Source organism: Actinomadura sp. NAK00032, assembly GCF_013364275.1.
In the GTDB taxonomy this organism is placed as follows: Bacteria; Actinomycetota; Actinomycetes; order Streptosporangiales; family Streptosporangiaceae; genus Spirillospora.
Genome location: NZ_CP054932.1, coordinates 3,383,276 through 3,409,075, shown reverse-complemented (window position 1 = coordinate 3,409,075; position 25,800 = coordinate 3,383,276). Strand labels below are relative to the sequence as shown.

The following is a 25,800-nucleotide window of genomic DNA, read 5'->3' as shown; positions in this document are numbered from 1 at the left end:
GCGGGACGCGTATTGATCCGTCGAATCGCGCATCTCACCCCGGAGAGGAATGGCGATGGGTCCCCGACACCACCCCCGCCCGATCACGCCGCGCCCGAAGGCGTCCCGCCCGGCCGCAGCGCGGACGCGGGCGGCGCTGCTGTGCGCCGCCGCGCTGGCGCTGCCGCTCGCGGCGGGCTGCTCGGCGAAGTCCGGCGCCTCGTCCGGCCAGAAGGCCGCCAAGCCCGCGAGCCTCCGGGAGCTCGCGCGGCAGACCGACTGCCGGGTGACCGGCGAGCGCAAGGTCAAGGACCTGGAGCAGGGCAACTGCAAGACCTCGCGGGGGCGGTACGTCCTGGTCAGCTTCACCACCGACGCGGGCATGCACTCCTGGCTGGAGGAGGCCAAGCCGTGGGGCGGCTGGTACCTGGTCGGGGCGCGCTGGGTGGCGGTCAGCCAGAAGCCGACGCTGGAGTCGCTCCGCGCGGACCTCGGCGGCAAGATCGTCCAGGGCGACCACCACGGCACCGGGCAGGAGGGCGGGCACGAGGGCGGGCACGGGTGAGCCGCCGCTCACGCCCCGGCGCCGTCCTCGCCGCGGACCAGCAGGACGCTCCAGCGCTCCAGCGCGGGCCCCGTGCGGGCCAGGACGCGCCGCGCGGCCAGCCCGCGGCCGATCGTGCCCGGATGCCACAGCGGGTGGCGGGGGCCGTCCACGACGACGCGCAGCGCGGCGACCGGCAGCCCGCCGGCCCGCGCGGCGACGACGGCCGACTCCATGTCGACTCCGCGCGCGCCCTGCGCGGCCAAGGCGGCCCGTTCCCGCCCGTGCACGACGCGGTCGGTGGTGACCAGCGGCCCGACCTGGGCGCTCAGCCCGTCCTGGATCAGCTCCTCCGCGAGCAGCCGGGGCGCGCTGCACGGCACCGCCGTGCCGCCGGGCCCGCGGATCTCGTCGGCGACGAGGACGTCGCCCGGCCGCAGCCGCTCGTCGAGCGCGCCGCCGAAGCCGACGGTGACGAGGGCGGCGCAGGCGCCCGGCAGCCGGGCCGCGCGGCGGGCCCGGTAGCCGACGACCACGACCGGTGTCCGGGTGAGGCCGCGCCGCACGGCGCGCGCCTCGATCCGCAGCGCGGCGCACACGACCGGGCCGACGACCGGGACCTCGGCGGCCCCGGCGGCGGCGAGCGGGTCACTGTCGGTGCTCACGCGTCCAGCGAAGCACGGGGTGGCCGGGCAGATCCAGCCGCGTCACCGTGCGGTACCACATTCGTCCTGCGCGGATCCGCCTCCGGGAGGGCGGCGGCGCCCGGGATCGCGCCTAGACTCCCGGCATGACCTCCTTTCCCCTCCGGCGGAAGCTGGCCGTACTCCCGTTCGCGCTCCTGCCGCTCGGCGCCCTCGCCGCGTGCGGCGGCGAGAACAGCGACACCTCCTGCGGTGTCAACTCGTGCACGGTGACCTTCGACCGCGGCGTGGACGCGAGCGCGTCCATCCTCGGCGTGAAGGCCGAACTGGTGAAGGTGCAGGGCGAGATGGTCACCCTGAAGGTGGCGGGCCAGACGGTGACCGTGCCCGTCGGCGACGGGGAGCAGGCCGAGGGCTTCAACATCTCCGTCCAGTCGGTCACCCAGGACAATGTCGTGGTGAAGATCTCCAACAGCGGGTGAGCCCCGCTATGCTTCGCACATGCGTTCGATGACGACGGCGGAGCGGCGGGCCCGGCTCGCGCTCCGCCACCGGCTCGCCCACGAGGCCCGCACCGACGACGTCCCCGGCATCGCCCGGTCCATGGTGGTGCTGCACGCCACCGATCCGGCCACGGTGTTCCTGTCGGTCGCGGCCCGCAGCGTCGAGGCCGCCCCGGGCGCGGTGGAGCGGGCCCTGTACGACGACCGCACGCTGCTGCGGATGCTCGCCATGCGCCGGACGATGTTCGTCGCGCCCACCGAGCTGGTGCCGGTGCTGCAGGCGTCCACGGCGAACGGGCTGGCCGTCAAACAGCGCGCCACCTATACGCGGATGATCGAGCGCGGCAGCGACATCGCCGACGTCCCGGCCTTCTTCGCCGAGACCGCGGAGGCCGCGCACAAGGCGCTGCTCGCGCGCGGCGCGGCCACCGGCGCCCAGCTCAGCGCCGAGGTCCCGGCGCTGCGCACGCAGGTCGACCCGGCGCCCGGCAAGTCCTACTCGCGGCCGACGGGCGTCACCACCTGGATCCTCGTCACGCTCGGCTGCGAGGGCCGCATCGTGCGCGGCCGCCCGAACGGGTCGTGGACCAGCAGCCAGTACCGGTGGGCGCCCGTCGAGGAGTGGCTGCCCGGCGGCATCGCGCAGGTCCCCGCCGCCGAGGCCCGCGCGGAGCTGGTCCGCCGCTGGCTGCGCGCGTTCGGCCCGGCCCCGGCCGCCGACCTGAAGTGGTGGACGGGCTGGAACGCCGGCGATGTGAAGAAGGCCCTCGCGGCGCTGGAGGTCACCGAGGTCGCGCTCGACGGCGGCGGCACCGGCCTCGTCCTGTCCGACGACCTGGAGCCGGCGGCGGCGCCGGAGCCGTGGGCGGCGCTGCTGCCCGCGCTCGACCCGACGCCGATGGGCTGGCAGGAGCGCGGCTGGTTCCTCGGCGGCCACGGCCCCGCGCTGTTCGACCGCAACGGCAACATCGGCCCGTCCATCTGGTGGGACGGCCGGATCGTGGGCGGCTGGGCGCAGCGCGCGGACGGCGAGATCGCGGTCCGCCTCCTGGAGGACGTGGGCGCCGGCGCGGCGGCGGCGATCGAGCGGGAGGCGGCACGCCTGGCCGGCTGGTACGGCGAGGTGCGCGCCGTCCCCCGCTTCCGCACTCCGCTGGAGCGCGAGCTCACGTCCTGACCGGAAGGCCCCGGGTCAGCGGCGGGCGGCGCTCCGCCGGAACGCGACCACGACGAAGCTGAGGACGGCGAGCCCGCCCACCCCGAGGGCCACGAACAGGGCCAGCCCCAGGTAGGCGTGCGCGGTGTCGTCCGGCGCCACCAGGATCGGGCCGTCGGTGCCCCGGCAGGTGAGCAGCGCGGCCCCGGTCACCGGCGCCTCGAAGGTGGCCGTGTACCGGTAGCCGGGCCGGTCGGAGACGCTCCAGGAGTTCTTGCGGCTGAGCCTGATGGGCCCGGACCGCTCGCCCGCCCGCACGGCGCACGAGTAGGGCGTGGAGCCGCCGGTGCGGACGTACAGGAAGTAGCCGTACCCCTCGGAGAGCTGGACCGCCACGCCCCGGACCGGGTCACCGACCGCCTTCGGGCCGTCGGCGGCCTCGGAGTCGTCCCACAGGAACGCGACCAGGGTGAAGAAGCCCACCACGGCCGCCAGAAGCAGGGCGACGGGCAGCGCGTACCAGCCCGCGCCGGGCCCGGCGCGGCGCGGCGGGGGCCAGGAGGGCGCCGCCTGGCCCGGCCCCGCGGGCGGCGGTCCCATCGGCAGGTTCGACCCCGGCCACATGTCGTGTACTCCCCCTGGAGACGGGCTGTGAGAACGCAACCATTCCAGACAACGACCATCCGGTCGAGAACGATCCCCGGTAAGGACCCGCTGACATCGGTCCGCGCGGGCGTCGGTAACGTCGCCCTGAGACCGAGGAGGCGCAGTGGCCAGACCGTCCGACCTGGAGCCCGGAGCGTTCCCGCCGCAGGCCGCCGAGTTGCGCGGGCAGGTACGGGACTTCCTCGCGCGGACGCCGTTCACGGCCCGCTGCGACAGCTGGCTCACCGGCGCCGACCCCGCGTTCAGCCGGCGCCTCGGCGAGCGCGGCTGGCTCGGCATGACGCTGCCGGAGCGGTACGGCGGGCACGGCCGCTCCCCGCTGGAGCGGTTCGCGGTGATCGAGGAGCTGCTCGCCGCCGGGGCACCGGTCGGCGCGCACTGGATCGCCGACCGGCAGACCGGGCCGAGCATCCTCGCGCACGGCACCGAGGAGCAGAAGAACCGGTTCCTCCCGGCGATCGCGCGCGGCGAGTGCTTCTTCGCGATCGGGATGAGCGAGCCCGACTCCGGGTCGGACCTCGCGTCCGTCCGGACCCGCGCCGAGCGGGACGGGGACGGGTGGCGGCTGCACGGCACCAAGGTGTGGACGAGCGGCGCCCACCTCGCGCACGCGATCCTCGTCCTGGCCCGCAGCGCGCCGCGGGGCGGCGACCGGCACGCCGGGCTGACGCAGTTCATCGTCCCGCTGCCGGACGAGCGGGTGGCGGTCCGGCCGATCCGGGGGCTGTCCGGCGAGCACCACTTCAACGAGGTGGTCCTGGACGGCGTGCGCGTCCCCGACTCGATGGTGCTCGGCCGTGCCGGGGACGGCTGGCGGCAGGTCACCGCCGAGCTGGCCTACGAGCGCAGCGGCCCGGAGCGGCTGCTCAGCACGTTCCTGCTGATCCGGCTCCTGCACGGCCGCGCCGACGGCCCGGCGGCGCGCCGCACCCTCGGCCGGCTGACGGCGCGGCTGTGGGCGCTGCGGCAGGCGTCCCTCGGCGTCGCGGGCGCCCTGGACGCCGGGCTGACCCCGGACGTCCCCGCCGCCCTGGTGAAGGACCTCGGGACGCGGTTCGAGCGCGAGGTGATCGAAGCCGTGCGGGAGCACGCGGGCGTGGAGCCCGACCCCGCCTCCCCCGACCCGCTGGCCCGCGCGCTCGCGGAGTCGGTCGTCCAGGCGCCCGGCTTCACGCTGCGGGGCGGCAGCAACGAGATCCTGCGCGGCATCGTCGCGCGCGGCCTGGGAGTGCGCTGATGGAGCTGCTGGAGGAGACCGCGAACGAGATCCTGGCCGGTGGCCGGCCGTGGGCGGCGCTGGCGGAGTCCGGGCTGGCGCTGGTCGGGGTGCCGGAGGAGGCGGGCGGCAGCGGCGGGACCCTCGCCGACGCCGCGACCGTGCTCCGCGCGGCCGGGTACCACGCCGCCCCCGTCCCGCTCGCCGAGACGGGCTGGCTCGCCGGGCGGCTCCTCGCCGAGGCGGGCCTGCCGGTCCCCGCCGGAATCCTGACGGCGGCCTCCGGAACGCTGAGCGGAACGCTGCGCCGGGTCCCCTGGGCGCGCGACGCGGACCGCATCGTCGTCCTGGCCGGCGGCGTCGTCGCGGTCGTCGACCCCGCCCGCGCGCGGATCACCGAGGGCGCGAACGTGGCGGGCGAGCCGCGCGACGACGTCGACCTGTCCGGGGTGCGGGCGGAGGTCTCGGCGCCGTGCCCGGTGGACGCGGCGGAGCTGCGGCGGCGCGGGGCGCTGGCGCGGGCGGTGCAGCTGACCGGCGCGATGGCGCGGGCCCTCGACCTGTCGGTCCGGTACGCGGGCGAGCGCGAGCAGTTCGGGCGGCCGCTCGGGCGGTTCCAGGCCGTCCAGCAGATGCTCGCCGAGCTCGCCGGGGAGGCCACGGTCGCCGACGTCGCGGTGCGCGCCGCCGTCCGCGACCCCGGCGACCCGGTCGCGGTGGCCGCCGCCAAGGCGAACGCCTCGCGCGCGGCGGGCGCGGTCGCGGCGATCGCGCACCAGCTCCACGGCGCGCTCGGCGTCACCGAGGAGCACGTGCTGCACAAGGTCACGCTGCGGCTCGGGGCGTGGCGGGAGGAGTACGGCAGCGAGACCGCCTGGGCCGACGACCTGGGCGCCGCGGCCGCCGCCGCGCCCGACCCCTGGGCGTTCATCACGGGCCCGTGACGGTTGCGGCCGCCGTCCGCGGTTACCTTTCCTGGGAGTAGCCCACCGCGGACGGAGGCAGCATGGCGCCCTGGGACCGACTGCCCGCCCCATCCCTCAGGCTGCCGCACCCGCGCGGACTGCTGCGCTACACCGTCGAGCGCGACCTTCCGGTGACCATGCCGGACGGCGTGACGCTGCTCGCCGACCGGTACGTCCCCACCGGCGTGGAGCGCCCGCCCACCATCCTGGTGCGGACGCCCTACGGGCGGCGCGGGCCCGCCGCCCTCGCCAACGGGCTGCCGTTCGTCCCGTTCGGTTTCCAGCTGGTCGTGCAGAGCGCGCGCGGGACGTCCGGGTCGGGCGGCGAGTTCGACCCGCTCGGCAGCGAGCGCGACGACGGCCTGGTCACGGTCGAGTGGCTGAAGCGGCAGCCCTGGTTCCACGGCTCGTTCGCCACCTACGGCGCCAGCTACCTCGGCTACTCGGCCTGGTCGATCGCCGCCGAGGCGGGCCCGGCGCTGAAGGCGATGTCGCTGCAGATCACGGCGTCGTCCTTCCGGGACGCCGCCTACGTCGGCGGGTCGTTCGCACTGGAGTCCACGCTCAGCTGGACCGACCTCACCCACCGGCAGCAGCAGCGGCTCGGCATGCTGACCGCGCCGCTGACGGCCCGGCGCCGCGCCCTGCGCGCCGCCCGCTCCGGCCGCCCCCTCGCCGAGCTGGACGTACTGGCGGGCGGCGAGCCCATGCGCTTCTACCAGGACCTCCTCGCCAACCACGGCGCCTCCGGCCGCTACTGGGACCGCCGCGACTTCAGCGGCACCGTCGGGCAGGTCGCCGCGCCCGTCACCCTCCTCGGCGGCTGGTACGACGTGTTCCTGCCCTGGCAGCTCAAGGACTACCTGGCGCTGCGCGCCGCCGGGCACGCCCCGTACCTGACCATCGGGCCGTGGTGGCACACCGACGCCCGGCACGGCCTGCCCGGCATCCGCGAGTCGCTCGCCTGGTTCCGCGCGCACCTCCAGGGCGACCCGTCCGGGCTGCGGGCCGACCCCGTCCGGCTCTACGTCACCGGCGCCCGCGAATGGCGGCACTACCGCGACTGGCCGCCGCCGGGCACCCGCCAGGCCCGCTGGCACCTGCACGCCGGCCCGCCGCACGGCCTCGGCGAGGACGGCCCCCAGGACCATCCGCCGAGCACCTACACCTTCGACCCGGCCGACCCCACGCCGGCGCTCGGCGGCCCCACCCTGCTCGGCAGTTCCCGCCCGGTCGACAACCGGCCGCTGGAGCGGCGCCCGGACGTCCTGGTGTTCACCTCCCCCGCCCTCACCGCCGACCTCGACGTGATCGGCCCGGTCGGCGCCGACCTGTTCGTCCGCTCCGACCGCGAGCACACCGACTTCGTCGTCCGGCTCTGCGACGTCGCGCCGGACGGGACGTCCCGCAACGTCTGCGAGGGCGGCCTGCGGCTCCCCGCGGCGGCCGAGAAGCCCGTCGGAACCCACGGCGTCCGCCGCATCGCCGTCGACCTGTGGCCCACCGGCCACCGGTTCCCGCGCGGCCACCGCGTCCGCGTGCACATCACCAGCGGCGCCCACCCCAAGGTCGCCGCCAACCCCGGCACCGGCGCCCCCTTGGCGACCACCGCGACCCGCATGCTCAAAGCACACCAGGAACTCTTCCACGACCCGGACCACCCGTCCGCGATCATCCTCCCCATCCCTACCCACTCCCCCGAAGTAACCGCCCCCGCCCCCACGGACAACACCTGACCGCCCCCACCCCCCGACCAAACCTCAACCACCACCCACGGGTCAGACGGCCACAGGTGACCCACGGGTCGGGCGGCCGGAGGGCGCTCTAGCGCCCGGAGGCCGCCCGACCCGACGGGCGAGAGGCTGTTTCACCGAGACGCGCCAGCGGATCGGTGAAACAGCCTCTCGCCCGCTGACGGGGGTTCCAGGGGGTCGCCCCCCTGGGCAAACACAGCCCCATGGGCAAGTCAGCGCACCGGGTTGCCCGCCTCGCGCAGCGCCGACTTCACCTCGGAGATCGTCAGCTCGCCGAAGTGGAAGACGCTCGCGGCGAGGACGGCGTCCGCGCCCGCCGCCACGGCGGGGGCGAAGTGCGCGGCGGCGCCGGCGCCGCCGCTGGCGATCACCGGCACCGACACGGTCTCCCGGACGCGGCGGAGCATCTCCAGGTCGAAGCCGGCCTTGGTGCCGTCGGCGTCCATGGAGTTCAGCAGGATCTCCCCGACCCCCAGCTGCTCGCCGCGGCGGGCCCACTCGACGGCGTCGATGCCGGTCCCCTCGCGGCCGCCGTGCGTGGTGACCTCGAACCCCGACTCGGTGCCGGCGGCGCGCCGGGCGTCCACCGACAGCACCACGCACTGCGACCCGAAGCGGTGCGCGGCCTCCCGCAGGAACTCCGGCCGCGCGATCGCGGCGGTGTTGATCGACACCTTGTCGGCGCCCGCGCGCAGCAGCCGGTCGACGTCCTCGACGGTCCGGACGCCGCCGCCGACCGTCAGCGGGATGAACACCTGCTCGGCGGTGCGGCGCACCACCTCGTAGGTCGTGGACCGGTCGGCGCTGGAGGCGGTGATGTCCAGGAACGTCAGCTCGTCGGCGCCCTCGGCGTCGTAGCGGCGCGCGAGCTCCACCGGGTCGCCGGCGTCCCGCAGGTTCTGGAAGTTGACGCCCTTGACCACGCGCCCGGCGTCGACGTCCAGGCACGGGATCACCCGCACGGCGACGGTCACTTGACGGCCTCCAGGGCCTCTTCCAGCGTGAACGCCTGCGCGTACAGCGCCTTGCCGACGATCGCGCCCTCGACGCCGTCGGGCACCAGGCCGGCCAGCGCCCGCAGGTCGTCGAGCGAGGACACGCCGCCGGACGCGACGACGGGCTTGTCGGTCCGCGCGCACACCTCGCGGAGCAGTTCGGTGTTGGGGCCGCGCAGCGTGCCGTCCTTGGTGACGTCGGTGACGACGTAGCGGGGGCAGCCGTCGTCCTCCAGCCGGGCGAGGACCTCCCACAGGTCGCCGCCCTCCCGCGTCCAGCCGCGCGCCGCGAGCGTCGTGCCCCGCACGTCCAGCCCCACCGCGATCTTGTCGCCGTGCGAGGCGATGATCTTGCGGCACCACTCCGGGTCCTCCAGCGCGGCGGTGCCGATGTTGACGCGGGCGCACCCGGTGGACAGCGCGGCCTCCAGCGACGCGTCGTCGCGGATGCCGCCGGACAGCTCCACCTTCACGTCCAGCCGCCCGGTCACCTCGGCGAGCAGCTCCCGGTTGGAGCCGCGCCCGAACGCCGCGTCCAGGTCGACGAGATGGATCCACTCCGCCCCCGCCCGCTGCCAGGCGAGCGCCGCCTCCAGCGGGGCGCCGTAGGAGGTCTCGGTGCCGGCCTCGCCCTGGACCAGGCGGACCGCCTGGCCGTCGGCGACGTCGACCGCGGGAAGGAGCGTCAAAGTCATGCGGAAACCCTATCGAGGCTGGTGGACGGGGTGATCGGTGCTCTCAGCCGAGCGTGCCGAGCCAGTTGCGCAGCAGCTGGGCGCCGGCGTCGCCGGACTTCTCCGGGTGGAACTGGGCGGCGCACAGCGGGCCGTTCTCCACCGCCGCGACGAAGCGGTCGCCGTGCTCGGCCCAGGTGACCAGCGGCGGCTCGATGCGGCCGGCCGGGTCGGGCGCCAGGTCCCAGCGGCGGGCGGCGTAGGAGTGGACGAAGTAGAACCGCGCGTCCGCCAGCCCGTCGAACAGGACCGAGCCCGCGGGGACGTCGACGGTGTTCCAGCCCATGTGCGGGACGACGGGCGCGTTCAGCCGGTCGACCGTGCCGGGCCACTCGCCGCAGCCCTCGGTGGTGACGCCGTGCTCGATGCCCTTGGTGAACAGGATCTGCATGCCGACGCAGATGCCGAGGACGGGGCGCCCGCCCGCGAGGCGGCGGCCGATGATCTGGTCGCCGCGGACCGCGCGCAGCCCCGCCATGCAGGCGGCGAACGCGCCGACGCCCGGCACGACCAGGCCGTCGGCGTTCAGCGCGGCGTCCCAGTCGGCGGTGACCGTCACCTCCGCTCCGGCGCGGGCGACGGCGCGCTCGGCCGAGCGCAGGTTTCCCGAGCCGTAGTCGAGGACGACGATCCGGGTCACAGCCACATCACCCCGCCGGCGAACGCGATCCCGGCCAGCACGAGCAGGATCATCGCGCCGATCTTGATGCCCTGCTTGATGAAGCTGTACACCCCGGCCAGCAGGAACACCGCGACCGCGAAGATCGCCATGGTGCCGTAGGTGAAGTGCAGGTCGCCGATCTCCACGGCTACAGCGCCCCCTTGGTGGACGGGACGCCGTGCACCTTCGGGTCGAAGGCCACCGCGTCGCGCAGCGCGCGGGCCAGGGCCTTGAACTGCGCCTCGACGATGTGGTGGGCGTTGCGGCCGTACGGCACGTGGACGTGCAGCGCGACCCGGGCGTTGGAGACGAACGACTCGAAGATGTGCCGGGTCATCGTGGTGTCGTACTCGGGGCCGATCATCGGGGCCATGCCGTCCGGCTCGACGTGCACCAGGTAGGGGCGGCCGGAGACGTCCACGGTGACCTGCGCGAGCGCCTCGTCGAGCGGGATGGACGCGTCGGCGAAGCGGCGGATGCCGGCCTTGTCGCCGAGCGCCTCCCGGAACGCCTGGCCGAGCGCGATCGCGGTGTCCTCGATCGTGTGGTGGCTGTCGATGTGCAGGTCGCCGGCGGTCTTGACGGTCAGGTCGAACGATCCGTGCTTGCCGAGCTGGGCCAGCATGTGGTCGAAGAACCCCACGCCGGTCGCGACGTCGACCTGCCCCGTCCCGTCGAGGTCGATCTCGACGAGGACCTGGGTCTCCTTGGTCCCGCGCTCGACCCGTCCCTTGCGCGTCACAGACTCTCCTTCAGTACGGTGCGGAACGCGGCCATCTCGGCGGGCGCGCCGACGCTGACCCGCAGCCACTCCGGCGGCCCGACCTCCCGGATCAGCACGCCGCGTTCGAGCATGCTCTCCCAGACCCTACGTCGGTTCTCGAACGTCCCGAACAGGACGAAGTTGGCGTCGGAGTCGGCCACCCGGAACCCCTCGCCGCGCAGCCACGCCACGAGGTCGTCGCGCTCGCGGCGCAGCGCCGCGACGCCGCCGAGCAGCTCCTCGCCGTGCGCGAGGGCGGTGCGGGCGACGGCCTGGGTCACCGACGACAGGTGGTAGGGCAGCCGGACGAGCAGCAGCGCGTCGATCACGGCGGGGTCGGCGGCCAGGTAGCCGAGCCGGGTCCCGGCCATCGCGAACGCCTTCGACATCGTCCGGGTGACGATCAGCCGCGGGTGGCCCGCCAGCAGCGTCAGCGCCGAGGGGGTGCCCGCCCGGCGGAACTCGGCGTAGGCCTCGTCGACCACGACCATGCCCGGCGCGACCTCCAGCACCGCCTCGATCGCGGCGAGCGGCAGCGCGGTGCCGGTCGGGTTGTTCGGCGAGGTGAGGAACACGATGTCGGGGCGGTGCTCGGCGACGGCGGCGACCGCGCGCTCGGGTTCGAGGCCGAAGTCCTCGTCGCGGAACGCGTTCACCCAGCGGGTCCCGGACACGGCGGTGATGATCGGGTGCATCGAGTAGGACGGCTCGAAGCCGAGCGCGGTGCGGCCCGGCCCGCCGAAGGCCTGCAGGATCTGCTGGATGATCTCGTTGGAGCCGTTGGCCGCCCACACCCGCTCCCGGGTGAGGCCGGCGCCGGGCGTGTCGGTGTCCAGGAACGCCGCGAGGCCGGTGCGGAGCGCGACCGCGTCCCGGTCGGGGTAGCGGTTCAGCGACCCGGCGACCTCCATCACCGCCTCGCCGAGGGCCTTCACCAGGCGCTCGGACGGCGGGTAGGGGTTCTCGTTGGTGTTCAGCGCGTAGGGGACGTCCAGCTGCGGGGCGCCGTAGGGCTCCCGGCCGCGCAGGTCGTCCCGCAGCGGCAGGTCGTCGAGCGAGGTCACGAGGGGATCTCCCAGTCGAAGCGGGCCTTCAGGGCGGCGCCGTGGGCGGGCAGGTCCTCGGCCTCGGCGAGCGCGACCACGCGCGCGGTGGCCTCGGCGAGGGCGTCCCGGTCGTACTCGACGACGTGCACGCCGCGCAGGAACGACTGGACCGACAGCCCGGAGGAGTGGCAGGCGCACCCGCCGGTCGGCAGCACGTGGTTGGACCCGGCGAGGTAGTCGCCGAGCGACACCGGGGCGTGCGGCCCCACGAAGACCGCGCCGGCGTTGCGGACGCGGGCGGCGACCGCGGCGGCGTCGGCGGTCTGGATCTCCAGGTGCTCGGCGGCGTAGGCGTCGACGACCTTCAGGCCGTCCTCGACGCCGTCCACGAGCACGATGCCGGACTGCCGCCCGGCGAGCGCCTCGGTGATCCGCTCGGTGTGCCTGGTCCGCGCGACCTGCGCCTTCAGCTCGGTCTCGACCTCGTCGGCGAGCCGCACCGAGTCGGTGACGAGGACGGCCGCGGCGAGCGTGTCATGCTCGGCCTGGCTGATCAGGTCGGCGGCGACGTCCACCGGGCTCGCGGTGTCGTCGGCGAGGATCGCGATCTCGGTCGGGCCGGCCTCGGCGTCGATGCCGATCACGCCCTTGAGCAGCCGCTTCGCGGCGGCGACGTACACGTTGCCGGGCCCGGTGACCAGATCGGCGCGGGGGCACTCGTCGGTGCCGTAGGCGAACATCGCGATCGCCTGCGCGCCGCCGACGGCGTACACCTCGTCCACCCCGAGGAGCGCGCACGCGGCGAGGATCGTCGGGTGCGGCAGGCCGCCGAAGTCACGCTGCGCGGGCGAGGTCACCGCGAGGGAGCCGACGCCGGCCTCCTGCGCGGGGACGACGTTCATGACCACGCTGGACGGGTACACGGCCCGCCCGCCCGGCACATAGAGGCCGACGCGCTCGACCGGGATCCACCGCTCGGTGACGGTGCCGCCGGGCACGACCTGCGTGGTGACGTCGGTGCGGCGCTGCGCGCGGTGCACGGCGCGGGCGCGGCGGATGCTCTCCTCCAGCGCGTCGCGGACGGCCGGGTCGAGGGCGGCGAGCGCCTGGTGGACGGCCGCCACCGGCACCCGCGTGCTCGCCAGCTCGACGCCGTCGAAGGCCTTGGTGTACTCCCGTACCGCGTCCGAGCCGCGATGGCGCACGTCCTCGCAGATGGGCCGCACCTTGTCCAGGGCGGCCTCGACGTCGAGATCGGCGCGGGGCAGCACGGAGCGCAGGTCGCCGGGAAGCGAGCCGCGCAGGTCGATACGGGAAATCACCCGTCCAGTCTACGGAGTGGGCCCCGTCCCCCGCGCATCGTCTCAGCTCGCGAGACGCGGCGTGTCCCTCAGATCCGGAGGGTGCCGTCGAGCACCGTGACGGCCCGCCCCGACAGGGTCACGCGGTCGCCGCGCACCGCGACGCCGACGTATCCGCCGCGCGCCGACGCCTGGTATCCGGTCAGCGTGTCGCGGCCGAACCGCTCGGCCCAGTACGGCGCGAGGGCGCAGTGGGCGGACCCGGTGACCGGGTCCTCGGCGTCGCCGGGCAGGACGCGCGGCGCGAAGAACCGGGACACGAAGTCGTACCCGCGGCCGGGGTCGGCGGCCGCCGTGACGATCACGCCGCGCGCGTCGAGCCGGGCGAGCGCGGGGATGTCGGGGGCGGCCCCGCGCACGGCGGTCTCGCCCGCGACCTCGGCCACGAGGTCGTTCTGCCCGTTGCGGCCGGCGCGCAGCACCGGCAGGCCGAGCGCGTCGCTCAGCCCGGCGGGGGCCTCGATCGGCGCGGCGGGCGCGGCCGGGAAGTCCATCGCCAGCTCGCCGCCGGCCTCCCGGGTGACGGTGAGGACGCCGCTCCGCAGCGTCCGGAAGCGGATCGGGCGGTCCGGCGCGACCGTCCCGGTCTCGAAGAGGGCGTGCGCGGAGCCCATCGTGGCGTGCCCGCAGAGGTCGACCTCCGCGAGGGGCGTGAACCACCGGAGCTCGAAGTCGGCGCCGGGCTCGTCCAGCGGGCGGACGAACGCCGTCTCCGAGTGCTTCATCTCGGCGGCGACCCGCTGCATCCACTCCGGGTCGGCCGGGCCCTCCAGCAGGCACACCCCGGCGGGGTTCCCGGCGAACGGGCGGTCGGCCAGCGCATCGACGACGAGCATCCTCATGGCGCCGACGCTACCGGCCGCCCCGGCGCGGCGGCAGGGCCAATCGGCGGCAGTGGCCCGCCACGATGACAGCGGCTTCACAGTGTGAAAAAACACCCCTTACCAAGATCATCATTATCCACGTACCCTGGCGGCGGGGGCGTCTTCCCGGCGGCGCCCAGGACGCGGGAGTGAGAGTGTGACCGAGCGGCTCGCCCTGTTCCCCCTGGGCACCGTGCTGTTCCCGGGGCTGGTGCTGCCCCTGCACCTGTTCGAGGACCGGTACCGCCGGCTGGTCGCCGACCTGCTGGAGCGGCCCGAGCCGCGCGGGTTCGGCGTCGTCGGCATCCAGCTCGGCCACGAGGTCGGCGAGGGCGCCGCGCACCGGCTCGCCGACGTCGGCTGCGTCGCCGAGCTGCGCGAGGTGGCCCCGCATCCCGACGGCCGCTACGACATCGTGACGGTCGGCACCCGGCGGTTCCGGGTCAAGGAGCTGGACAGGTCGCGGCCCTACCTGCAGGGCGAGGTCGAGTTCCTGCCCGAGGAGGCGGGCGCCGATCCGGAGCCGGTGGCGGCGCGGGTGCGGCGGCTGTTCCGGCTGTACCGGCACCGGCTCGGCGCGGCCGGGGCCGGCCCGATCGAGGCGGCCGAGCCGCCGGACGACCCGGTCGCGCTGTCGCACGCGATCGCGGCGGCGCTCGTCCTGGACGGGCACGAGAAGCAGCGCCTGCTGGAGTGCGAGGACGCGGCGCTCCGCCTCGCCGCCGAGCGCGACCTGCTGCACCGCGAGAACCGCATCCTGGACATCCTGCCGATGATCCCCGCCGGGCAGTTCCTGGACGGGGCGTTCACCCCGAACTGACACCGGCCGGAAACGCACCCGCCGGGCACGGCAGACTCTTCCCATGAGCACCAAGGCCAAGGGCGGCAAGGGGACCCCGGCGACCGTCGCCGCGACCAAGGCGAAGATCGAGTACACGCTGCACTCCTACGAGGCGGACCCGGACGCCGAGTCCTACGGGGAGGCCGCCGCCGACGCCCTCGGCGTCCCGTACGGGCAGCTGTTCAAGACGCTGCTGGCGGAGGTGGACGGGCGGCTCACCGTCGGGATCGTGCCCGTGTCGTCCACCCTGGACCTGAAGGCGCTCGCGGCGGCGGCCGGCGGCAAGAAGGCGCGGATGGCCGCCCCGAAGGACGCCGAGCGCGCCACCGGCTACGTCGTCGGCGGGATCAGCCCGCTCGGGCAGCGCAGGCGGCTGCCCGCGGTCGTCGACGCGTCGGTGTCAGCGCTCGCGACCGTCTACGTCTCCGCCGGTCGGCGCGGACTCCAGATCGAACTCGCCCCCGCCGACCTGGTCCGCCTCACCGGCGCCCGCGTCGCCGCGATCGCCCGCGGGTAGCCGCCGGACGGCCAGCTCCAGCAGGCCGTAGGCGGCCACGGCGGGCAGCGGCCAGAACATCAGCACGCCCGTGGCGCGCAGGTCGGCGACGCCGGTGACGGTGGTGCCGTCGCGCGCGTGCCGGACCGCGTCCTGGAAGTCGCCGAGCCCGATCAGGTGGCCGGTCTTCCAGGCCAGCAAGGCCGCGGCGCACCCGCCGGCGGCCAGGCCGAGCAGCAGCGCGACGTCGTTGCCCCGGCCGCCGGCCGCGTACGCGGCGGCGCCGCACAGGATCCCGGCGACGAGGGCGATCAGGGCGAACCGCGCGTCGGTGCCGATCGGGCCCTGCCCTTCCGGATCGGCCAGGAGCGCCTCACCCTGCACGATCACATATGTCACCTCGGGCGCGACGGCCGCCCACAGCAGGCCCGCGAGCGGGCCCAGCAGCGCCATGATCGCGGTGGTGGCGGCCCATGTCACCCAGGGCCTCGTCGCGAAGAGCCTCCCGGCGGGTCGCCGCACCTCGTACGCTCCTAGCTGTAAGTCCCGTGACAGCGAAAGCCTAGCCTGCCCGGTTCGGCCGATCGACTCTCGAAGGGTGTCCGATTCCCGCCCACGACCGCCCCGATTACTGGGATAATGTGCCCGACATGTCCGGATTCAGTCCTGCGTTCGAACGCCTCGGCGCCGCGCGCGCGGCCGTCGTCCTGCAGCAGCAGGAGACGCTCGCCGAGTTCCTGCCGCGCGAGGACTGGAGCGCCGACCTGACCGCCCGCACCTACGCCAGCGGCGGCGTCGCGGTCCGCGTCTCGCTGCTCGGCAGCTACGCGGCCCGCGAGCGCACCTGGCTGTGGGGCTGGGCGAACCCGCAGTTCGGCGACGCCCACCCGGCGGTCGCCCCGACGCTCGGCATCCGGGCGATCGGCGAGCGCCTCGGCATCCCCGAGTTCACCACCCCCGAGGTCGACCTGTCCTGGTACGAGGGCCCGGCCGGGCACGGCGGCGAGCTGATCGCGATGGCCGCGGGCGGCGTCCTCGGCGGGGCCGGCTACATCGGCGCCGGCTACGACGGCGGCTCCGCCTACCTGCACGTCGACGACCCGCAGGTGCCGGCCGCGCGCTGGGACCCGGTCCCGCTGCCCCGCCTGCTGGCGAACGCGGCGAGCCTGTTCCCGCACGAGCCCCGGCTGACGCTCGCCGGGCTGCTCTCCCACCACCGCGTGCCCTACCGGCAGACCGACACGCTGACCGAGGCCGCGCTGCCTGGCGGCGGCACCGCCCGCGCCTCCTTCGACGGCCTCGGCCGCTTCGTCGACTGGCACGCCGAGCTGACCCCCGCCGTCCTCGGCGGCTGACGCCCCCGGCACGAACCGGTAGGGCGCACCAGTAGCGCTACTGATTCGCGCTCCGCCCCGCGCGGGTAGTTTCCGGATCATGGACTATCGCTTCGGTGTGCAGCTCGCCCCGGTGGCCGCCGGGCTGGACGGCGTCCGCGCCCTGGCCCGGATCGCCGACGCCGACGGCCTCGACCTGCTCGGCGTCCAGGACCACCCCTACGCGGCGGACCTCGCCGACACGATGGCGGTCATCGCGACCGTGCTCGCCGGCACCGAGCGGCTCCGGGTGTTCCCGGACGTGGCGAGCCTGCCGCTGCGCGGCCCCGCCGTCCTCGCCAAGCAGGCCGCCACCCTCGACCTGCTCAGCGGCGGCCGGTTCGAGCTCGCGCTCGGCGCCGGCGCCTTCTGGCCCGCCATCGCCGCCATGGGCGGCCCCGACCGGACGCCGGGCGACGCCCTGCGCGCGCTGGAGGAGGCCATCGACGTCATCCGGGCGATGTGGCGCCAGGGCGAGACCGCCAGGGCCGGCGGGGAGCACTACGCGGTGCGGGGCGTCCACGCGGGGCCCGCGCCGGCGCATCCCGTCGGGATCTGGATCGGCGCCGTCGGGCCGAAGGCGCTCGCGCTCACCGGCCGGGCCGGGGACGGATGGGCGGCGCCCATCCCGCACTACCTGCCGTACGAGAAGTGGCGCGGCGCGCAGGACGCCATCACCCGCGCCGCCGAGGGCGCCGGGCGCGACCCGTCGGCGATCACCCGCGTCGCCCAGCTCGTCGGCGACATCACCGAGGCGCCCGGGGCCGTCCGGCTCCAGGGCGAGGAACCGATCCGCACGGACGCGGCGGGCTGGGCCCGCGTCCTCGCCGACCTCGCCACCGGGGCTGGGTTCGACGCGTTCGTCTACTGGCCCGAGGACACCGGCGAGACCCAGCTGCGCCGCTGGGCCCGGGAGGTCGTCCCCGCCGCCCGGGAGCTGCTGGGCGGCTGAGCGCGGGACGCCCGGGGGCGCGTCAGGAGGCCGCCCAGCGGATCGTGCCGTCCTCGACCGTGAAGCGGGTCCGCGGGACCTCGGCGGCGTCGTGCGGGGTCTCCGTGGACGGCGGCAGCGGGTCGGGCGTCCGCCACTTGAGGGCCCGGTGGACGGCGCAGGGGCAGTCCGGGTCGAGCGGCGCGGGGCAGCCGGCGACCGCCTCCCGGAACGCGGCCGTGTCGGCGGCGTCCATCCGCCACCACCAGTACTTCTCGTAGTCGGCGGGGTTGCCGGTGTCCCAGTCGTCGTAGTTGTAGTACTCGATCACCGCGCCGCCGCAGGCGGCGCAGCCGCTCACCGAGTAGCGCGTCGCCGCCCCGTTGGCGAGGACGAGGAGGCGGCTCAGGGCCGGGGCGGCGCAGCAGCGGACGGGCATCGGCCGGCCTCAGCCGAGGCAGGACGGGCCGAGGAGCTGCTTCAGGTCGCCCATCAGCGCCGGCGACGGGGCCACCCGGAGCCGGTCGTCCAGCCGGACGACCGTGGTGCGGGGGCCGTTCTGGACGTGCAGGTGCACCTCGGCGCTGCCGGGATGGGTGACCAGCACCTCCTTCAGCCGCGACACCGTCGGCGGCGTGCACCGGCCGAGCGGCACCGTGACCGACAAAGGGCCCGTCGCGTCGGTGACCGTCAGGTCGGGCTGGGTGACCTCCATCGCGATGATCTTCGCGACGTCCTCGCGGCGGTCCAGCCTGCCCTTGACGATCAGGATCGCGTCCTCGGCGAGCAGCGTGGAGCACAGCTGGTAGGACGACGGGAAGCACAGCACCTCGATCGAGCCGGCGAGGTCCTCCAGCTGGAACATCGCCCACGAGTTGCCCTGCTTGGTGACCTTGCGCTGCAGCCCGGACAGCAGGCCCGCGACGACCACGATCTGGCCGTCCGGCCGCTCCCCCTCGTTCAGCGAGGCGATGGCGCAGTCGGCCTCGCGTTCGAGGATGTGCTCGACGCCGAGGAGCGGGTGGTCGGAGACGTACAGGCCGAGCATCTCCCGCTCGAAGGCGAGCAGGGTCGTCTTGTCCCATTCCTCGCCCTCGGGGATCGCGACGGCGAACGCGTCCTCGCCGCCGTCCTCCTCCAGCGCGCCGAACAGGGAGTCCTGGCCGACGGCCTCCTTGCGCTTGATGTCGATGACCGAGTCGATGGCCTGCTCGTGCACCATCAGCAGCGCCTTGCGCTGGTGGCCGAGCTCGTCGAACGCGCCCGACTTGATCAGCGACTCCACGACCCGCTTGTTGCACACCTGCGGCGGGACCTTGTTCAGGAAGTCGTTGAAGTCGGTGTAGGCGCCCTTCTCCCGGCGGGCGGCGACGATCCCGTCCACCACGTTGTGGCCGACGTTGCGGACCGCCGACAGGCCGAACCGGATCTCGGTGTCGCCGAGCGGGGTGAAGTCGGCCTCGGAGGTGTTGACGTCCGGCGGCAGGACCTTCAGTCCCATCCGGCGGCACTCCGACAGGTAGAGGGCGCTCTTGTCCTTGTCGTCGCCGACGGAGGTGAGCAGGCCCGCCATGTACTCGGCCGGGAAGTTCGCCTTGAGGTAGGCCGTCCAGTAGGACACCAGGCCGTACGCGGCCGAGTGCGCCTTGTTGAACGCGTAGTCGGAGAACGGGACGAGGATGTCCCACAGCGTCTTCACGGCCTCCTTGGAGAAGCCGTTGTCGATCATGCCCTGCTCGAAGCCGACGAACTGCGCGTCCAGCTCGGCCTTCTTCTTCTTGCCCATGACGCGGCGGAGCAGGTCCGCCTTGCCGAGCGTGTAGCCCGCCACCTTCTGCGCGATCGCCATGACCTGCTCCTGGTAGACGATCAGGCCGTAGGTGGTGTCGAGGATCTCCTTGAGCGGCTCCTCCAGCTCCGGGTGGATCGGGGTGATCTCCTGCTGGCCGTTCTTGCGGAGCGCGTAGTTGGTGTGGGAGTTCGCGCCCATCGGGCCCGGCCGGTACAGGGCGCCGACGGCGGAGATGTCCTCGAAGTTGTCGGGCTTCATCAGCCGCAGCAGCGACCGCATCGGGCCGCCGTCGAACTGGAACACGCCCAGGGTGTCGCCGCGGGCGAGCAGGTCGTAGGTCGGCTGGTCGTCCAGCGGCAGCGCGAGCAGGTCGACGTCGACGCCCTTGTTCTTCTTGATGCCCTTGAGCGCGTCGTCGATGATCGTCAGGTTCCGCAGGCCCAGGAAGTCCATCTTCAGCAGGCCGAGCGTCTCGCAGGTCGGGTAGTCGAACTGCGTGATGATCGCGCCGTCGGCGTCCCGGCGCATGATCGGGACGTGGTCGGTGATCGTCTCGCCGGACATGATGATCCCGGCGGCGTGCACCCCGGTCTGGCGGATCAGGCCCTCCAGGCCCTGCGCCAGGTCCATGATCTGCTTGACGTCGGTCTCTTCCTCGTACAGCTTGCGCAGCTCGCCCGCCTCGCCGTGGCGCGGGTGCTTGTCGTCGAAGATGCCCGACAGCGGGATGTCCTTGCCCATCACCGCGGGCGGGAACGCCTTGGAGATCCGGTCGCCGAGCGCGTACGGGAAGCCGAGGACGCGGCCCGCGTCCTTGATCGCGGCCTTCGCCTTGATGGTGCCGAAGGTGGCGATGAAGGAGACCTTGTCGGCGCCCCACTTCTCCGTCGTGTACTTGATGACCTCGGCGCGCCGGTCTTCAGGGAAGTCGATGTCGATGTCGGGCATGGACGCGCGCTCGGGGTTCAGGAACCGCTCGAAGATCAGCCCGTGCGGGATCGGGTCGAGGTCGGTGATCCCCATCGCGTAGGCGATCAGCGAGCCCGCGGCCGACCCGCGGCCGGGGCCGACCAGGATGCCGTTCTCCTTGGCCCACATGATGAAGTCGGCGACGACGAGGAAGTAGGACGGGTACCCCTTGCCGAGGATGACGCCCATCTCGTACTCGGCCTGCTCCTTGTAGCCCTCCGGCAGGCCGTCCGGGAAGCGGCGCTCCAGCCCCTTCCAGACCTCCTTGCGGAACCAGCTCTCCTCCGTCTCGCCCTCGGGGACGGGGAAGCGGGGGCTGAGGTCGCGGTACTCGAACATGCCCGCCGGGTCGACCTTCTCCGCGATCACGAGGGTGTTGCGGCACCCTTCCAGCCAGGTGTCGGAGGAGTCGATGCCGCGCATCTCGTCGGCGGTCTTGAGGTAGTAGCCGCTGCCGTTGAACCGGAACCGGTCGGGGTCGGCGAGCTGCTTGCCGACCTGCACGCACAGCAGCGCGTCGTGCGCGGTCGCCTCCGACTCGTGGGTGTAGTGCGAGTCGTTGGTCACCACCGGCGGGATGTTCAGCTTCTTGCCGATGTCGAGCAGGCCCTGCCGGACGTTGCGCTCGATGTCGAGCCCGTGGTCCATCAGCTCGAGGAAGTAGTTGTCCTTGCCGAGGATGTCCTGGAAGGTGGCGGCGGCCTTCAGCGCCTCGTCGAACTGGCCGAGCCGCAGCCGGGTCTGGATCTTGCCGGACGGGCAGCCCGTGGTGCCCATCACGCCGTCGGCGTGCTCGGCGAGCAGTTCCTCGTCCATCCGGGCGTACTTGAAGACGAAGCCCTCGGTGTAGGCGCGGCTCGACAGCTTGAACATGTTGTGCAGGCCGGTCCTGTTGCGCGCCCACAGCGTCATGTGGTTGATGAGGCCGCCGCCGGAGACGTCGTCGCGCTTCTGGCTCGGCTCACCCCACTGGACCTTCTTCTTGTGGTAGCGGGACTCGGGCGCCATGTACGCCTCGATGCCGATGATCGGGGTGACCCCGGCGGCCGTCGCCTGCTTGTGGAAGTCGTAGGCGCCGTGCATGTTGCCGTGGTCGGTCATCGCGATCGCCGGCATCTCCTGCCGGCCGACCTCTTCGAACATCTGCTTCAGCCGGGCCGCTCCGTCGAGCATGGAGTACTCCGTATGAACGTGCAGGTGAACGAAAGAGTCGGCCATGCGTGCTGCGCCTCCTGCTCATCGCATGCGACCGCCCGCGCACCGGTGGCGCGCGGTGGCGGTATCGGTCCCGGGGGAAGATCGTCAACCCGGCGGGGCCGCCGGGACGACGCGGTCCTGAGAGCCTAACCCGCCCCCGGGGCCCCACGCGCCCCGACGCGCCCGATCCGTGCGGCCCCGGCCGAACGTCTCAGCACGTGGGACGGCCTGTCCGGAGTTTGGCACGCGGGGCGGCACCGCCTACCATCGGGGCATGGCACGTCGCTATCCCAGGTTTACGCGGCCGGCTCCGGGCGAGCCGGTCGCCGCGGCGACCTGAGCGACGACCCCGGAGCCGGCCGAGGCGGAGCCCCCGCGGGCTTCGCCCCTGCTTTCGATTCGCATCGACCAGGCGCGGCCCCGGCACCGGCTCCCTTCCCCGTGCGGCCCGCCGCAGCATGAGAGGGAACCCCATGCCCGACCAGGTGATCGACCCCGCCGAGCTGCGGGTCGCGCTGCCGTCCGCCGGCGCCATCACCACCCTCGGCGAGGCGCGGGCCGCGATCGACGGCATCGACGCGGCCCTGGCGACCCTGCTGGAGCACCGCGCCGCGGTCGCCGCCGTCGTGCAGCGGCTCAAGCCGGTCGGCGGCTTCGCCGGCCGCGACCCGCGCCGGGAGCGGGAGATCGTCGAGGCGATGGCCGCGCGCGCCCCCTCGCTCGGCGCCGCCCGGCTCGCCCCCGTCGTGAACGCGATCATCGAGGCCGGCCTGGACGCCGCCGCCACCGGCCGATGAGCGCGGTGGACACGGCGCCGGGCGAGGGCGCGGTGCCGGACGAGCCCGCGGCGCCGGATGAGGGCGCTCGGGCGAGTGCCGTCCGGGACGGGCTGAGCGTGGGCGTCGCCGTGGGCGTGTCCGGGCTCGCGTTCGGCGCGGCGGCCGTCACCGCCGGCCTCACCGTCGCGCAGGCGTGCGTGCTGAGCCTGCTGGCGTTCACGGGCGCGTCCCAGTTCGCGCTGGCCGGCGTGGTCGGCGGAGGCGGCGGCCTGGTGGCCGGCTCGCTCGGCGCGGTGCTGCTCGGCGGCCGCAACGCCCTGTACGGGCTGCGGCTCGCCGGCATGCTCGGCGTGCGCGGGTGGCGGCGGCTGCTCACCGCGCACGTCGTCATCGACGAGACCGCCGCCGTCGCGACCGCGCAGCGCGACCGCGCCGCGGCCCGCGCCGGCTTCTACACCACCGCCGCCACCCTCTACCTGGCCTGGAACCTCACCACGCTGCTGGGCGCGGTCGGCGCGGCCCGGCTCGGCGACCCCGACGCCATCGGCCTGGACGTCCTCGGCCCCGCCGCGTTCCTGGCACTGCTGTGGCCGCGTCTCACCGCCGGAGGCGGCGCCGTTCGGGTGGCCGCGGGGGCGGCGGTGATCGCGGTCGTGGCCACGCCGCTGCTGCCGCCCGGCGTGCCGGTCATGCTGGCGGCCGTCGCCGCGCTGCCCGCCCTGATCGGGCGGAGGCCGGCGCCGTGAGCGTGTGGATCGCCGTGGCCGCCACGGCGCTGGGCTGCTACGCCCTGAAGCTCGCGGGGCTCGTCACGCCGCAGCGGGTGCTGGACGATCCGCGGGTGCGCCGCTTCACCGAGCTGGTGCCGGTGGCGCTGCTCACCGCGCTGATCGCCGTGCAGGCGCTCGCCGACGGCCGCTCCCTGGAGTTCGACCCCGCCCGCCTCGCGGGGCTGGGCGCGGCCGTGGTCGCGCTGCTGCTGCGGGCGCCGTTCCTGGTGGTGCTGGTCGCCGCGGCCGGCGTCGCCGCCGGACTGCGCGTGCTCGGCCTGTAGCGGTCAGGACTCGGCTTCGACGATCTCCAGGGCGCGGGCCAGGTCGTCCGGGTAGGGGCTCTCGAACTGCACCCACTCGCCGTTGGCCGGGTGCTCGAAGCCCAGCCGGACGGCGTGCAGCCACTGGCGCTTCAGGCCGAGCCGGGCCGCGAGCGTCGGGTCGGCGCCGTAGGCCATGTCGCCCGCGCATGGATGCCGGATCGCCGACATGTGCACCCGGATCTGGTGGGTGCGGCCGGTCTCCAGGTCGATGTCGAGCAGCGTCGCCGCCCGGAACGCCTCGACGGTGTCGTAGTGGGTGACGGACGGCTTGCCGCCCGCCACGACCGCGAACCTGCCGTCGCCGGACGGGTGCCGGTCGATCGGCGCGTCGACCGTGCCCCGGAACGGGTCGGGGTGGCCCTGCACCAGCGCCTGGTAGCGCTTGTCGATGCGGCGCTCCTTGAAGGCCCGCTTGAGCCGCGAGTACGCGATCTCGCTCTTGGCCACGACCATCGCGCCGGTGGTGTTGGCGTCGAGCCGGTGGACGATGCCCTGCCGCTCGGACGCGCCGCTGGTCGCGATCGTGTGCCCGGCGCCGAGCAGGCCGCCGAGGACGGTCGGGCCCGTCCAGCCGGTGGTGGGGTGGGCGGCGACGCCGACGGGCTTGTTCACCACGACGATGTCGTCGTCCTCGTACAGGATGCCCATCCCGGGGACGGGCTCGGCGACCGGCGCGGGCGGGGCGGGCGGCGGCGGGAGCGTGACCTCCAGCCAGGCGCCGGCGTGCAGCCGCTCGGACTTGGTGGCCACCTCGGCGCCGTCCAGCAGGACCTCGCCCGCGGCGATGATGTCGGCCGCGCCGCTGCGCGACAGGCCGAACAGCCGCGCCAGGGCGGCGTCGATCCGCTCGCCCTCCAGGCCGTCCGGCACGTGGAGGCTGCGCACCTCGCCCATCAGGCCTTCTCCTCCGGAGCCGGCTCCGGCTCGGCGGCCTCGGCCTTCACCTCCGTCTTGGCCTCGGTCTCGGCGCCGGTCTTGGCCTCGGTCTTGGCGTCCGTCCCGGCCCCGGCCTCGGGGGCGGGGGGTTCGTCGTCGTCATCGCCGGCGACACGGGTGCCGTCGACCTGGAGGCCGCGCGCGGCGAGCAGCACGGCGAGGACGCCGCCGCACACGATCGCCGAGTCGGCCAGGTTGAACACCGGCCAGTGCGGCAGCTGGATCCAGTCGACGACGTGGCCCTTCAGCGGCGCCGGTTCGCGCAGCATCCGGTCGGTCAGGTTGCCGATCGCGCCGCCGAGCAGCAGGCCGAGGCAGACCGCCCACGGCGCGCTGCGCAGGTTGCGGGCCGTCCGCAGGATGGCCACCACCACTCCGCAGGCGATCAGGGTGAACACGATCGTGTAGCCGGTGCCGATGGAGAACGCGGCACCGCTGTTGCGGGTCTCGCGCAGCGTCAGCAGCCCGCCGAGCAGCCGGACCGGCTCGCGGTCCTGGAGCGTCGCCACCACGATGGCCTTGGACACGGCGTCGGTGACCAGCGCGGCCAGGGCCACGGCGACGAGCACGCCGACGCGGCGCGGCCGGGAAGGTCCCGTGGACTCCCCGGCCTCGCCCTCTGGGTTCGTTGAGTCGCTCAGCGACGTTCCTCGCGTTGTTTGCATGTCACACATAGGGTCGCACGCGGGAAGACCTGAAGTCGCGCCTTGCCGATCGGCTTGGCGCAGGACTCGCAGGTCCCGTACGTGCCGGCGTCCATCCGCTGGACGGCCCGCTCGATCTGGGCGAGCAGGTCCTGTGAATTGTAGGCCAGGGCGAGCTCGTGCTCGCGCTCGTAGGTCTTGGCGCCCGCGTCGGCCTGGTCGTCGCCCGCACCGTCGCTGCCGTCGCCCTCGGCGATCTGGCTCGCGGACGCGGCGATCTCGGCGCGCAGGCCCTCGATCTGCTCCTGCAGCCCGGCCCGCACCTCGGCGAGCTCGCCGGCGGTCCAGCGGTGCTCGCCCTCCCGCACCGGCAGCTCCGCCGCCGCGGGGGCGCCCCCCTGCCGCGGCTCCGCCGCCCTCGCGCCGCTCCCTCCGGCGGCGCCCTTGCGGGCGGGGGACTTGCGCTTCCTCCCGGCGGGCGCCTCGGCGGGCTCGGGCTTCCCCTTCGCGGCCCGCTTCTCGGCGGTCCGCCCTTCGGTGGGCAGGGCGCTGTCAGCGGGCAGGGCGCCCTTCGTCGCGCCGGCCATGTCGGCCTCCCTCGCGCTGATCGCCTCGACGGGCACTGCGGGCAGCATAGGTCCCCTTTCTCGGACGCGGTAAACAACCTGGGCCGTGGTACCGACCGCTTATGCCCGGTCGCCGATCGTCCGGAAACCCCAGGCCGGCGTACGAGATCGCAAAGGAACGCCACCCGCCCGCCGGGCCGGCCCGCCGGGGAAAGGGGAAGAGCGGGCGGCGCGCGTGCGTTAAAGTGCAGACGAGCAGTCATGCGGCAGGCGCTGATGGGGACACCTGCCGCCGCAAGCGGCCATGAGCGACCCGGGGACGGTGCGAGC

The 25,800-nt window shown here is 74.5% G+C and carries 29 protein-coding genes; 13 read left to right on the top strand and 16 right to left on the bottom strand.

Annotation, left to right across the window (positions count from 1 at the left end):
• The first annotated feature begins 55 nt into the window (after positions 1–55).
• Positions 56–544: a hypothetical protein gene (locus tag HUT06_RS15990; RefSeq protein WP_254715204.1), complete on the top strand. Its 489-nt coding sequence runs from the start codon at positions 56–58 to the stop codon at positions 542–544.
• Positions 545–552: 8 nt separating this feature from the next.
• Here HUT06_RS15990 and HUT06_RS15985 read toward each other — a convergent pair whose 3' ends face one another.
• Positions 553–1,188, bottom strand: a complete 636-nt coding sequence (locus tag HUT06_RS15985; protein WP_176196462.1) for a 1-hydroxy-2-methyl-2-butenyl 4-diphosphate reductase — start codon at positions 1,186–1,188, stop codon at positions 553–555.
• Between the two features lie 125 nt (positions 1,189–1,313).
• Here HUT06_RS15985 and HUT06_RS15980 point away from each other — a divergent pair, with 125 nt between their 5' ends.
• Positions 1,314–1,649, top strand: a complete 336-nt coding sequence (locus HUT06_RS15980; protein ID WP_176196461.1) for a hypothetical protein — start codon at positions 1,314–1,316, stop codon at positions 1,647–1,649.
• 19 nt (positions 1,650–1,668) lie between these two features.
• Positions 1,669–2,847, top strand: a complete 1,179-nt coding sequence (locus HUT06_RS15975; RefSeq protein ID WP_176196460.1) for a winged helix DNA-binding domain-containing protein — start codon at positions 1,669–1,671, stop codon at positions 2,845–2,847.
• A 15-nt stretch (positions 2,848–2,862) separates the two neighbouring features.
• Here HUT06_RS15975 and HUT06_RS15970 read toward each other — a convergent pair whose 3' ends face one another.
• Positions 2,863–3,450 carry a hypothetical protein gene (locus HUT06_RS15970; RefSeq protein WP_176196459.1) on the bottom strand — a complete coding sequence of 196 codons (588 nt, stop codon included), beginning with the start codon at positions 3,448–3,450 and terminating at the stop codon, positions 2,863–2,865.
• Positions 3,451–3,595: 145 nt separating this feature from the next.
• Between HUT06_RS15970 and HUT06_RS15965 the strand changes: the two genes are divergently transcribed.
• The 3 genes from HUT06_RS15965 to HUT06_RS15955 all read left to right on the top strand — a co-directional run bounded on the left by HUT06_RS15965 (position 3,596) and on the right by HUT06_RS15955 (position 7,409).
• Positions 3,596–4,729 carry an acyl-CoA dehydrogenase family protein gene (locus HUT06_RS15965; RefSeq protein WP_176196458.1) on the top strand — a complete coding sequence of 378 codons (1,134 nt, stop codon included), beginning with the start codon at positions 3,596–3,598 and terminating at the stop codon, positions 4,727–4,729.
• Positions 4,729–5,652 (top strand): acyl-CoA dehydrogenase, encoded by a 924-nt coding sequence (locus HUT06_RS15960; RefSeq protein ID WP_176196457.1) that lies wholly within the window; start codon positions 4,729–4,731, stop codon positions 5,650–5,652. The genes HUT06_RS15965 and HUT06_RS15960 overlap by 1 nt, the downstream gene beginning before the upstream one ends.
• Before the next feature lie 62 nt (positions 5,653–5,714).
• Entirely contained in the window at positions 5,715–7,409 is a 1,695-nt protein-coding gene (locus HUT06_RS15955; protein WP_176196456.1) for a CocE/NonD family hydrolase, read from the top strand.
• Between the two features lie 230 nt (positions 7,410–7,639).
• On the opposite strand, the gene hisF is transcribed toward HUT06_RS15955, so the two are convergent.
• The 8 genes from hisF to HUT06_RS15915 form a co-directional block, all read right to left on the bottom strand.
• Positions 7,640–8,401 carry an imidazole glycerol phosphate synthase subunit HisF gene (gene hisF / locus HUT06_RS15950; RefSeq protein ID WP_176196455.1) on the bottom strand — a complete coding sequence of 254 codons (762 nt, stop codon included), beginning with the start codon at positions 8,399–8,401 and terminating at the stop codon, positions 7,640–7,642.
• Positions 8,398–9,117, bottom strand: coding sequence for a bifunctional 1-(5-phosphoribosyl)-5-((5-phosphoribosylamino)methylideneamino)imidazole-4-carboxamide isomerase/phosphoribosylanthranilate isomerase PriA (priA, locus tag HUT06_RS15945; protein WP_089324209.1), 720 nt, complete (start codon positions 9,115–9,117; stop codon positions 8,398–8,400). Before priA ends, hisF begins: the two co-directional genes overlap by 4 nt.
• Before the next feature lie 43 nt (positions 9,118–9,160).
• Positions 9,161–9,796, bottom strand: a complete 636-nt coding sequence (hisH, locus tag HUT06_RS15940; RefSeq protein ID WP_217711312.1) for an imidazole glycerol phosphate synthase subunit HisH — start codon at positions 9,794–9,796, stop codon at positions 9,161–9,163.
• The gene (locus HUT06_RS15935) at positions 9,793–9,963 is read right to left on the bottom strand and encodes a hypothetical protein (protein ID WP_176196453.1); all 171 of its coding nucleotides are present in this window, start codon (positions 9,961–9,963) and stop codon (positions 9,793–9,795) included. Before HUT06_RS15935 ends, hisH begins: the two co-directional genes overlap by 4 nt.
• A 2-nt stretch (positions 9,964–9,965) precedes the next feature.
• Entirely contained in the window at positions 9,966–10,559 is a 594-nt protein-coding gene (gene hisB / locus HUT06_RS15930; RefSeq protein ID WP_138638723.1) for an imidazoleglycerol-phosphate dehydratase HisB, read from the bottom strand.
• Positions 10,556–11,644 (bottom strand): histidinol-phosphate transaminase, encoded by a 1,089-nt coding sequence (locus tag HUT06_RS15925; RefSeq protein ID WP_176196452.1) that lies wholly within the window; start codon positions 11,642–11,644, stop codon positions 10,556–10,558. Before HUT06_RS15925 ends, hisB begins: the two co-directional genes overlap by 4 nt.
• Positions 11,641–12,948, bottom strand: a complete 1,308-nt coding sequence (hisD, locus tag HUT06_RS15920) for a histidinol dehydrogenase (protein ID WP_176196451.1) — start codon at positions 12,946–12,948, stop codon at positions 11,641–11,643. The genes HUT06_RS15925 and hisD overlap by 4 nt, the downstream gene beginning before the upstream one ends.
• Positions 12,949–13,016: 68 nt before the next feature.
• Positions 13,017–13,829: a PhzF family phenazine biosynthesis protein gene (locus HUT06_RS15915; protein ID WP_176196450.1), complete on the bottom strand. Its 813-nt coding sequence runs from the start codon at positions 13,827–13,829 to the stop codon at positions 13,017–13,019.
• 178 nt (positions 13,830–14,007) lie between these two features.
• Here HUT06_RS15915 and HUT06_RS15910 point away from each other — a divergent pair, with 178 nt between their 5' ends.
• Positions 14,008–14,670, top strand: coding sequence for an LON peptidase substrate-binding domain-containing protein (locus tag HUT06_RS15910; RefSeq protein WP_176196449.1), 663 nt, complete (start codon positions 14,008–14,010; stop codon positions 14,668–14,670).
• 43 nt (positions 14,671–14,713) lie between these two features.
• Positions 14,714–15,208: a Cys-tRNA(Pro) deacylase gene (ybaK, locus tag HUT06_RS15905; RefSeq protein ID WP_176196448.1), complete on the top strand. Its 495-nt coding sequence runs from the start codon at positions 14,714–14,716 to the stop codon at positions 15,206–15,208.
• Here the strand turns inward: ybaK and HUT06_RS15900 are convergent.
• The gene (locus HUT06_RS15900) at positions 15,092–15,667 is read right to left on the bottom strand and encodes a hypothetical protein (RefSeq protein WP_254715203.1); all 576 of its coding nucleotides are present in this window, start codon (positions 15,665–15,667) and stop codon (positions 15,092–15,094) included. The two genes, ybaK and HUT06_RS15900, sit on opposite strands and share 117 nt — an antisense overlap.
• A gap of 170 nt (positions 15,668–15,837) precedes the next feature.
• Here HUT06_RS15900 and HUT06_RS15895 point away from each other — a divergent pair, with 170 nt between their 5' ends.
• Both HUT06_RS15895 and HUT06_RS15890 read left to right on the top strand, forming a co-directional pair.
• Positions 15,838–16,542: a DUF6882 domain-containing protein gene (locus HUT06_RS15895; protein ID WP_176196447.1), complete on the top strand. Its 705-nt coding sequence runs from the start codon at positions 15,838–15,840 to the stop codon at positions 16,540–16,542.
• Positions 16,543–16,621: 79 nt separating this feature from the next.
• On the top strand, positions 16,622–17,512 hold the full coding sequence (locus HUT06_RS15890) for an LLM class flavin-dependent oxidoreductase (RefSeq protein WP_176196446.1): 891 nt from the start codon (positions 16,622–16,624) through the stop codon (positions 17,510–17,512).
• 22 nt (positions 17,513–17,534) lie between these two features.
• Here HUT06_RS15890 and HUT06_RS15885 read toward each other — a convergent pair whose 3' ends face one another.
• Positions 17,535–17,930 carry a hypothetical protein gene (locus HUT06_RS15885; protein ID WP_176196445.1) on the bottom strand — a complete coding sequence of 132 codons (396 nt, stop codon included), beginning with the start codon at positions 17,928–17,930 and terminating at the stop codon, positions 17,535–17,537.
• 9 nt (positions 17,931–17,939) lie between these two features.
• Entirely contained in the window at positions 17,940–21,470 is a 3,531-nt protein-coding gene (gene dnaE / locus HUT06_RS15880) for a DNA polymerase III subunit alpha (protein ID WP_176196444.1), read from the bottom strand.
• Positions 21,471–21,922: 452 nt separating this feature from the next.
• Between dnaE and HUT06_RS15875 the strand changes: the two genes are divergently transcribed.
• The 3 genes from HUT06_RS15875 to HUT06_RS15865 are packed head-to-tail and all read left to right on the top strand — an operon-like array spanning position 21,923 to position 23,282.
• Positions 21,923–22,246, top strand: coding sequence for a chorismate mutase (locus HUT06_RS15875; protein ID WP_176196443.1), 324 nt, complete (start codon positions 21,923–21,925; stop codon positions 22,244–22,246).
• Entirely contained in the window at positions 22,243–22,974 is a 732-nt protein-coding gene (locus HUT06_RS15870) for an AzlC family ABC transporter permease (protein WP_176196442.1), read from the top strand. The genes HUT06_RS15875 and HUT06_RS15870 overlap by 4 nt, the downstream gene beginning before the upstream one ends.
• Complete coding sequence (locus tag HUT06_RS15865) at positions 22,971–23,282, top strand: AzlD domain-containing protein (RefSeq protein ID WP_176196441.1); 312 nt, start codon at positions 22,971–22,973, stop codon at positions 23,280–23,282. The genes HUT06_RS15870 and HUT06_RS15865 overlap by 4 nt, the downstream gene beginning before the upstream one ends.
• 3 nt (positions 23,283–23,285) lie before the next feature.
• Here the strand turns inward: HUT06_RS15865 and HUT06_RS15860 are convergent, their stop codons facing one another.
• The 3 genes from HUT06_RS15860 to HUT06_RS44565 all read right to left on the bottom strand — a co-directional run bounded on the left by HUT06_RS15860 (position 23,286) and on the right by HUT06_RS44565 (position 25,278).
• A complete protein-coding gene (locus HUT06_RS15860; protein WP_176196440.1) occupies positions 23,286–24,218 on the bottom strand; it encodes an RluA family pseudouridine synthase in 933 nt (310 codons plus the stop codon).
• A complete protein-coding gene (locus HUT06_RS15855) occupies positions 24,218–24,829 on the bottom strand; it encodes a signal peptidase II (RefSeq protein WP_254715202.1) in 612 nt (203 codons plus the stop codon). The genes HUT06_RS15860 and HUT06_RS15855 overlap by 1 nt, the downstream gene beginning before the upstream one ends.
• A 68-nt stretch (positions 24,830–24,897) precedes the next feature.
• Positions 24,898–25,278, bottom strand: coding sequence for a TraR/DksA C4-type zinc finger protein (locus tag HUT06_RS44565; RefSeq protein WP_254715762.1), 381 nt, complete (start codon positions 25,276–25,278; stop codon positions 24,898–24,900).
• Between the last annotated feature and the right edge of the window lie 522 nt (positions 25,279–25,800).

What these genes read in the sequence shown, in the direction of transcription:
- HUT06_RS15960 (WP_176196457.1), top strand. Translation starts at nt 4,729, where the DNA reads ATGGAGCTGCTGGAGGAGACCGCGAACGAGATCCTGGCCGGTGGCCGG.
- dnaE (WP_176196444.1), bottom strand. Translation starts at nt 21,470, where the DNA reads ATGGCCGACTCTTTCGTTCACCTGCACGTTCATACGGAGTACTCCATG.
- HUT06_RS15875 (WP_176196443.1), top strand. Translation starts at nt 21,923, where the DNA reads ATGCCCGACCAGGTGATCGACCCCGCCGAGCTGCGGGTCGCGCTGCCG.
- HUT06_RS15970 (WP_176196459.1), bottom strand. Translation starts at nt 3,450, where the DNA reads ATGTGGCCGGGGTCGAACCTGCCGATGGGACCGCCGCCCGCGGGGCCG.
- priA (WP_089324209.1), bottom strand. Translation starts at nt 9,117, where the DNA reads ATGACTTTGACGCTCCTTCCCGCGGTCGACGTCGCCGACGGCCAGGCG.
- HUT06_RS15890 (WP_176196446.1), top strand. Translation starts at nt 16,622, where the DNA reads ATGGACTATCGCTTCGGTGTGCAGCTCGCCCCGGTGGCCGCCGGGCTG.
- ybaK (WP_176196448.1), top strand. Translation starts at nt 14,714, where the DNA reads ATGAGCACCAAGGCCAAGGGCGGCAAGGGGACCCCGGCGACCGTCGCC.
- HUT06_RS15955 (WP_176196456.1), top strand. Translation starts at nt 5,715, where the DNA reads ATGGCGCCCTGGGACCGACTGCCCGCCCCATCCCTCAGGCTGCCGCAC.
- HUT06_RS15975 (WP_176196460.1), top strand. Translation starts at nt 1,669, where the DNA reads ATGCGTTCGATGACGACGGCGGAGCGGCGGGCCCGGCTCGCGCTCCGC.
- HUT06_RS15990 (WP_254715204.1), top strand. Translation starts at nt 56, where the DNA reads ATGGGTCCCCGACACCACCCCCGCCCGATCACGCCGCGCCCGAAGGCG.
- HUT06_RS15870 (WP_176196442.1), top strand. Translation starts at nt 22,243, where the DNA reads ATGAGCGCGGTGGACACGGCGCCGGGCGAGGGCGCGGTGCCGGACGAG.
- HUT06_RS15915 (WP_176196450.1), bottom strand. Translation starts at nt 13,829, where the DNA reads ATGAGGATGCTCGTCGTCGATGCGCTGGCCGACCGCCCGTTCGCCGGG.
- HUT06_RS15980 (WP_176196461.1), top strand. Translation starts at nt 1,314, where the DNA reads ATGACCTCCTTTCCCCTCCGGCGGAAGCTGGCCGTACTCCCGTTCGCG.
- HUT06_RS15885 (WP_176196445.1), bottom strand. Translation starts at nt 17,930, where the DNA reads ATGCCCGTCCGCTGCTGCGCCGCCCCGGCCCTGAGCCGCCTCCTCGTC.
- HUT06_RS15895 (WP_176196447.1), top strand. Translation starts at nt 15,838, where the DNA reads ATGTCCGGATTCAGTCCTGCGTTCGAACGCCTCGGCGCCGCGCGCGCG.
- HUT06_RS15860 (WP_176196440.1), bottom strand. Translation starts at nt 24,218, where the DNA reads ATGGGCGAGGTGCGCAGCCTCCACGTGCCGGACGGCCTGGAGGGCGAG.